Here is a 5,645-nt window from a genome sequence, read left to right as displayed (position 1 = left end):
GCGGCGGGCAGATGAAGATGCGATCGCCAACGCCAGGATCGTGTGCCAGCGGTTCGATGCGCCACAGGCCGAGCGGATAGCTCGGGGTGAGATTGACCCGCAGGCCTGAGATGAAGCCGACGCAAGCAAACACGGCGAGCAGCACCAGCGACGTGGCGACCACGATGATCGGGTGGGCGCGATCGGTCATTTCAGCACCTGGCTCTGTCGCTGCGTCTGGCGCAACGCCTCGGTCTGCTTGAGCGCTTCCACCGTGCGTTCATGCGCTTCGAGCTGCTGCGCGGTCCGCATCGTCGGCCAGGCGGAGGCAAGCTTCTGCTGCTCGACCGGCGCCAGCCCGGCTGAGGCCGCCTTGAACGCCGGTCCGCCCGTATCCATGGCGCCGTTGCCGAGCAGGGCCCGCTCGCCGAAGCGCTGCCGGACGGCAGTGTTGAGGGCGTCGATCTCGGCCTTGACCATGCGGTCGGCGAGCGCGAAGCCGAGCGCGCCTGGCAGGTCGTTCCGGTCGATGGCATCGCGCACTTTCGCGAGCACGGTTTCAGCCGCAGGCGATAGTGCCGGGATGTCGATCGAGACCCGCTGGCGCACGCCAGCCTCTTCGGCCGTTAGGCGTTTCATCGCCTGGTCGCGCATTGTGAAGTAGCGCTCGAGGTCGCGGCGCAGCGCCGGCACGTTGGTCTCGGCGATGCGGCGATCGTTCCTGTCGGCGCTGCTGGCGAGGATGCCGGTGCGGCCGCGCAGCGGGCCGTAGCTTGCCGGCGCCTGCTCGATCTGCTGCAGGCGATCAGCGCGCGCAGTCGGATCGGAGAACGCCGCCTCGATGTGCATCGCGCGGAACGCGGTCTCGGGCTCGGCATAGATGCGACGAATGCGATCGGAGACGAGGTCCCACTGCTTGGAAACCGCCTTGTCGGATTGCAGCTTGGCCTCGGCGGCATCGCTGATCGTGAGCGCAAAGCTGGTAACGCCCTTGACCATGGGTTCGGCCTTTCGGGTTGATTGAACGGTGGAAACGTGGCGGTCGACGAGGCCGAGACGAGCGCCGAAAGTCCGTAGCTTCGCGCCGATCTCGGCGAGGCGTGCCTTCTGGCGCAGCGTCCAGTCGAGCCGATCGCGAACAAGCGTCCGGGCCACCCGCACGAGGTGAAGACCGCGGCTGTTGGCGAAGCTCAGCGCCTGCGCATAGAAGCGGCCGGCGCTGTAGTCGAGGGTAGTTTCCTTGGCGTCGCGCCGCTCCAGAACCTTGGACAGCCCGCCCGCCATGGCGAAGGATCGCTTGCCATAGTAGAGCGCCACGTCCTCGCGGTGCCGGGTCATGGCGACATAGGTCAGGTGCCGGTTCAGTGAGAGCGAGGCGAGGACCTGAACGCGATCGACGGTCGCGCCCTGCGACTTGTGGATCGTCGTGGCATACCCGTGATCGAGGTTGCGATAGAGACGCTGATCTACCAAAATCTGTCGGCGCGCATCGCCCTCGCCGAGCTCGGCGACGATGCGTCCCTGCGCCGCCTCGACCACCTTTGCCAGCATGCCGTTCTTGACGCCTAGGGTACTGTCGTTTTTGAGAAAGACGATCTGGTCGCCCGCCGCGAAATTGCGCGCGCCGTCCTCGGTCCGGAAGGCATGGCCGGTCTCGACGACGCCCCGCTTGATGAGCGCCTCGCGCGCCCGCTCGTTCAGATCGCGGACGTCGCGGCGGAGATGCGCGAGGATCAGCGTGGACTTCTCCGGATCGTAAGTGCGGTCCCAATCCTCGATCAGGCTGGTGATGGCCTCGGCTTTCAGGTTAGTGGCGATCACCAGGCCCTGGCTCGTGTAAGTCGCGATCGCCTTCTCGATCCGCCCGCGCGCCAGGTCGAGCGACGCCGCCCGCATCCAGGCTTCCTTCTGGCGATAGATGGTCTCGAGCTCGGCGTACCCGATGCGCTCGACGATTGCCCGGAAGGCGGCGCCGGCTTCGATCGGCTGAAGCTGTTCCGGATCGCCGACTAGCACGAGCTTGGCGCCAGCCTTGGTGACCGCTTCCACAAAGCCCGCCATCTGCTTGGAGGCGACCATGCCGGCTTCGTCGAGGACGAAGACCGTTTTGTCGTCGAGAAGCTCCCTGCCCTCTTTCCAGCGCAGCTCCCACGACGCCAAGGTGCGGGAGCCGATGCCGGCTTCCTTCTCCAGGCCCTCGGCCGCCTTGCCGGCAAGCGCCGCGCCGATGACCCGATAGCCGGCCAGCTCCCACGCCTCGCGGGCGGCCTTCATCATCGTCGTCTTGCCGGCGCCGGCGCGTCCCACCACGGCCGCGATCCGCGTGCCGCCGGCGACATGCTCGATCGCCGTCCGCTGCTCATCGGACAGCCGGTCATGGCGCGCGAACACCGCCGCCAGCACCTTCTCCCGAACGCCATGTGAGGGCGCCCTCGCGAGGGTTCGCGCGCGATTGACCATCTCGAATTCGAGACGGACCATCTCGCGCGTGGTGAGTCTTTGCGGAACCCGGGCGCCGGTTGCGAGATCGACGTGCTCGACGTCGAGCCGCACGCATTCGGGGCTGGCGAGAACACGGGTCAGCACACGCTGGAAGCTCCCCGCATCGTCGATGTAGCGGTGCAGCAACTTGGCCACGTCGCGCTCGTCAAAGACGCTCTTTTCGGACGTCACCATGTCGAGCACGGTCTCGGGTCGAGCCTCGATGCGCCTGGCGTTATGGCTGCGTTTCGCCTCATGCTGGGCGAGCCGTTCGAGGTCGACGGCGCGGCCCGCATCCCCGCCCTTGCGCTGCATCGCCTTGGCGGCAACGCCGATATGGGTGGTCGGAACGATGTCGATGCCACGCTCGGCATAGGAGCGGCCATCGACCCTGATCTCGAGGCCGGCGAGCGCCAGATGCTGGTTCTGCAGGTCGAGCCAGGCGTTGCGCTGCTGGAGAAACTCAGCCTTCTCACCGGCCCATAGGCGATACTGGATCTTGCCATTGGCGGTGCGGAGCGGCTGTCCGTCGGGGCCGATGACGGCGACCTTCTTCGCACCGAACCCACTCTCGGTGAGCGGGCGCAGGCTGGTCATCAGGTGGACATGCGGATTGCCCGGCTCGTCGTGATAGACCCAGTCCGCGACCTGGCCGCGGGCGAGGACTTGCTCGAACACGAACTGGCGCATCAGGGCAATGTTCTGGTCGCGGCTGAGTTCCACCGGCAGCGCGATGATGAATTCCTTGGCGAGCTGCGCATCCATCCGCTTCTCGAAGGCCTCAACCTTGTTCCAGAACGCTTCGACGGCGCCCGTGATCGAGCGGTCGGCGATGAGCGTTCGCGCCCAATCCGGTGCATCGGGCGGCAGCAGGAACTCCTCGTGGGCGAGATTGCGCTTGTTCGAATAGTCGACGGTCCGAGCCTCCGCCTCATGCTCCATCCGGGCGCAATGCCGATAGGCGGCCGACAGCACAGCGCTGCGGCCGTCGCCGCGGGAGATGAGCTGGGGCGTGAAGTGCGTGATGGCCAAGGCGAGCGACGATCCCGGTGACGGCAACAGGTCGTCCGGAGGGGAGAGCCTTGCCCGGCTGGGCCGGGCGGAGCACGTCGCGTCAGCGACGTATTACTGCGCCCTTGGACGCATTCCTTCGGAACGCTGGGATGATCCACCAAAGTGTCGGCTTCGCCGACCCGTCGAAAGTGACGGGTCGCGCTGACGCGCGTCCCGGTCGAAGCTCGTCATTGGAAAAGTCCGAATGACGAAAGGGAAGCAACCGGGATGAAGAAGCCATCGTCGAAGATCAGGGAAGAGATCGGGCGCTTGCAGGAGCAGCTCAAGCAGGCCGAGACCCGCGAGGCCGAACGCATCGGGCGGCTCGCCCTGAAGGCCGGACTCGGCGATATCGAGGTCGAGGACGGTGACTTGGTCGCGGCATTCGAGGACGTCCTGGGAGAATTTCGGAAGGGGAGCGGACGGCCCAGCCGGCAGACCGGTGGCACGGTCCCGGCTGGCGCGCCTCAGGGGTCGAGTGGCGAGGCTTGAGCGGATGCGACAGGCAAGCCAGACCGAGGCGCGCCGCAAGGACACGCGCGAGAAAATCCAGCTCGGCGGGCTGATCGCCAAGGCAGGGCTGCGCTACGAGAAGCGGGCGCTGCTTCTCGGCATTATGATCGATGCCGCCGATCGCATCAGGGGCGACGAAGCGGAACGCGCGCGGCTGATGGCGCTAGGCGAAAAGGCGTTCATCAATGACACCGACTAGGATGGTGATGCTGGTTGCTCCCGCCGTGCTGATGCTTGGGGCGCTGCTCGGTCTCAGCGGAGTAGAGCAGTGGACGGCCGCCTTCGGAACGACGCCGGATGCCCGTGTGATGCTCGGGCGGCTCGGCATTGCCCTGCCCTATGTCATCGCCGCCGCTACCGGGATCGTCTTTCTCTTTGCTGCGAGGGGCGCGGTTGCGATCCGCACGATGGCAGTCGGCGTCCTCATCGGCACCGCCGCGGTCGTCGCTGCTGCGGTTGCGCGCGAGAGCTTCCGGCTGTCGGGCTTCGCCGACAGCGTACCCGCCGGCTCGAGCCTCATGAGCTATATCGATCCTGCGACATCGATCGGCGCGACGCTCACTGCCGTCGCAGGCGTGTTCGCGCTACGCGTGGCGATGCGCGGCGACGCCGCATTCGCCTCTGCAGTGCCGCGCCGCATCCACGGCAAGCGCTCGATTCACGGCGATGCCGAATGGATGGCGATCAAGGATGCGAGACGCCTGTTCCCCGAAGCCGGCGGCATCGTCGTCGGCGAAGCCCACCGGGTCGACACGGACACGCTGGCCGAGCGCGGGTTTCGCGCCGACGACCGGGAGACCTGGGGCGTCGGCGGGAAATCACCGCTGCTGTGTTTCGATGCGTCGTTCGGATCAACACATGGCTTGGTTTTCGCGGGGTCCGGCGGCTTCAAGACGACATCGGTCACGGTTCCGACGGCGCTCAAATGGGGCGGCAGTCTCGTGGCGCTCGACCCGTCCAACGAGGTCGCGCCGATGGTCATCGAGCATCGGCGCAGGGCCGGGCGCGATGTCTTCATCCTCGACCCGCGCGAGCCATCGACCGGGTTCAACGTGCTCGACTGGATCGGCCGCTTCGGCGGCACCAAGGAAGAGGACCTGGTCGCGGTCGCCAACTGGGTAGTGACCGATACGGGCCGACAGGCTTCGATCCGCGACGACTTCTTTCGCGCGTCGGCGCTGCAGCTCATCACTGCCCTCATCGCCGATGTCTGCCTCTCCGGGCATACCGAAAAACAGCACCAGCATCTGCGGCAGATGCGAGCCAACCTCTCGGAGCCGGAGCCAAAGCTGCGCGAACGGCTCCAGGCCATCTACGACAATTCGGGATCGGAGTTTGTCAAAGAAAACGTGGCGCCGTTCATCGCCATGACGCCGGAAACCTTCTCCGGTGTCTATGCCAATGCGGTCAAGGAGACGCATTGGCTGAGCTATCCGAACTATGCCGCCTTGGTATCGGGATCGAGCTTTGCGACCGACGCGATCACTGGTGGCAAGACGGACATCTTCGTCAATCTGGACCTCAAGACACTGGAGGCGCATCCGGGTCTTGCTCGGACGATCATCGGCGCGCTGCTCAATGCCATCTACAACCGTGATGGAAAGGTTGAGGGGCGCACG

At 66.1% G+C, this 5,645-nt stretch carries 4 protein-coding genes and 1 pseudogene; 3 read left to right on the top strand and 2 right to left on the bottom strand.

Annotated features, from left to right (window positions below):
* Positions 1-190 (bottom strand): annotated as a pseudogene (locus tag ACE3SL_RS05835) (hypothetical protein); the annotation flags it as partial.
* Positions 187-3,492: a Ti-type conjugative transfer relaxase TraA gene (traA, locus tag ACE3SL_RS05830; RefSeq protein ID WP_374524817.1), complete on the bottom strand. Its 3,306-nt coding sequence runs from the start codon at positions 3,490-3,492 to the stop codon at positions 187-189. The gene traA and the pseudogene ACE3SL_RS05835, both read right to left, overlap by 4 nt.
* Before the next feature lie 249 nt (positions 3,493-3,741).
* Here traA and traC point away from each other — a divergent pair, with 249 nt between their 5' ends.
* The 3 genes from traC to ACE3SL_RS05815 all read left to right on the top strand — a co-directional run.
* Entirely contained in the window at positions 3,742-4,005 is a 264-nt protein-coding gene (gene traC, locus ACE3SL_RS05825; RefSeq protein ID WP_374524816.1) for a conjugal transfer protein TraC, read from the top strand.
* A 4-nt stretch (positions 4,006-4,009) separates the two neighbouring features.
* Positions 4,010-4,225, top strand: coding sequence for a conjugal transfer protein TraD (gene traD / locus ACE3SL_RS05820; protein WP_374524815.1), 216 nt, complete (start codon positions 4,010-4,012; stop codon positions 4,223-4,225).
* Position 4,226: 1 nt separating this feature from the next.
* On the top strand, positions 4,227-5,645 hold a 1,419-nt coding region (locus ACE3SL_RS05815; RefSeq protein WP_374524814.1), incomplete at its 3' end, for a type IV secretory system conjugative DNA transfer family protein.

The organism is Sphingopyxis sp. (assembly GCF_041916015.1).
In the GTDB taxonomy this organism is placed as follows: domain Bacteria; phylum Pseudomonadota; class Alphaproteobacteria; order Sphingomonadales; family Sphingomonadaceae; genus Sphingopyxis.
This window is presented reverse-complemented; position numbering and strand designations above follow the sequence as displayed.

Excerpts from the sequence above, each read along its gene's own strand:
- traC (WP_374524816.1), top strand. The coding sequence starts at position 3,742 with ATGAAGAAGCCATCGTCGAAGATCAGGGAAGAGATCGGGCGCTTGCAG.
- traD (WP_374524815.1), top strand. The coding sequence starts at position 4,010 with ATGCGACAGGCAAGCCAGACCGAGGCGCGCCGCAAGGACACGCGCGAG.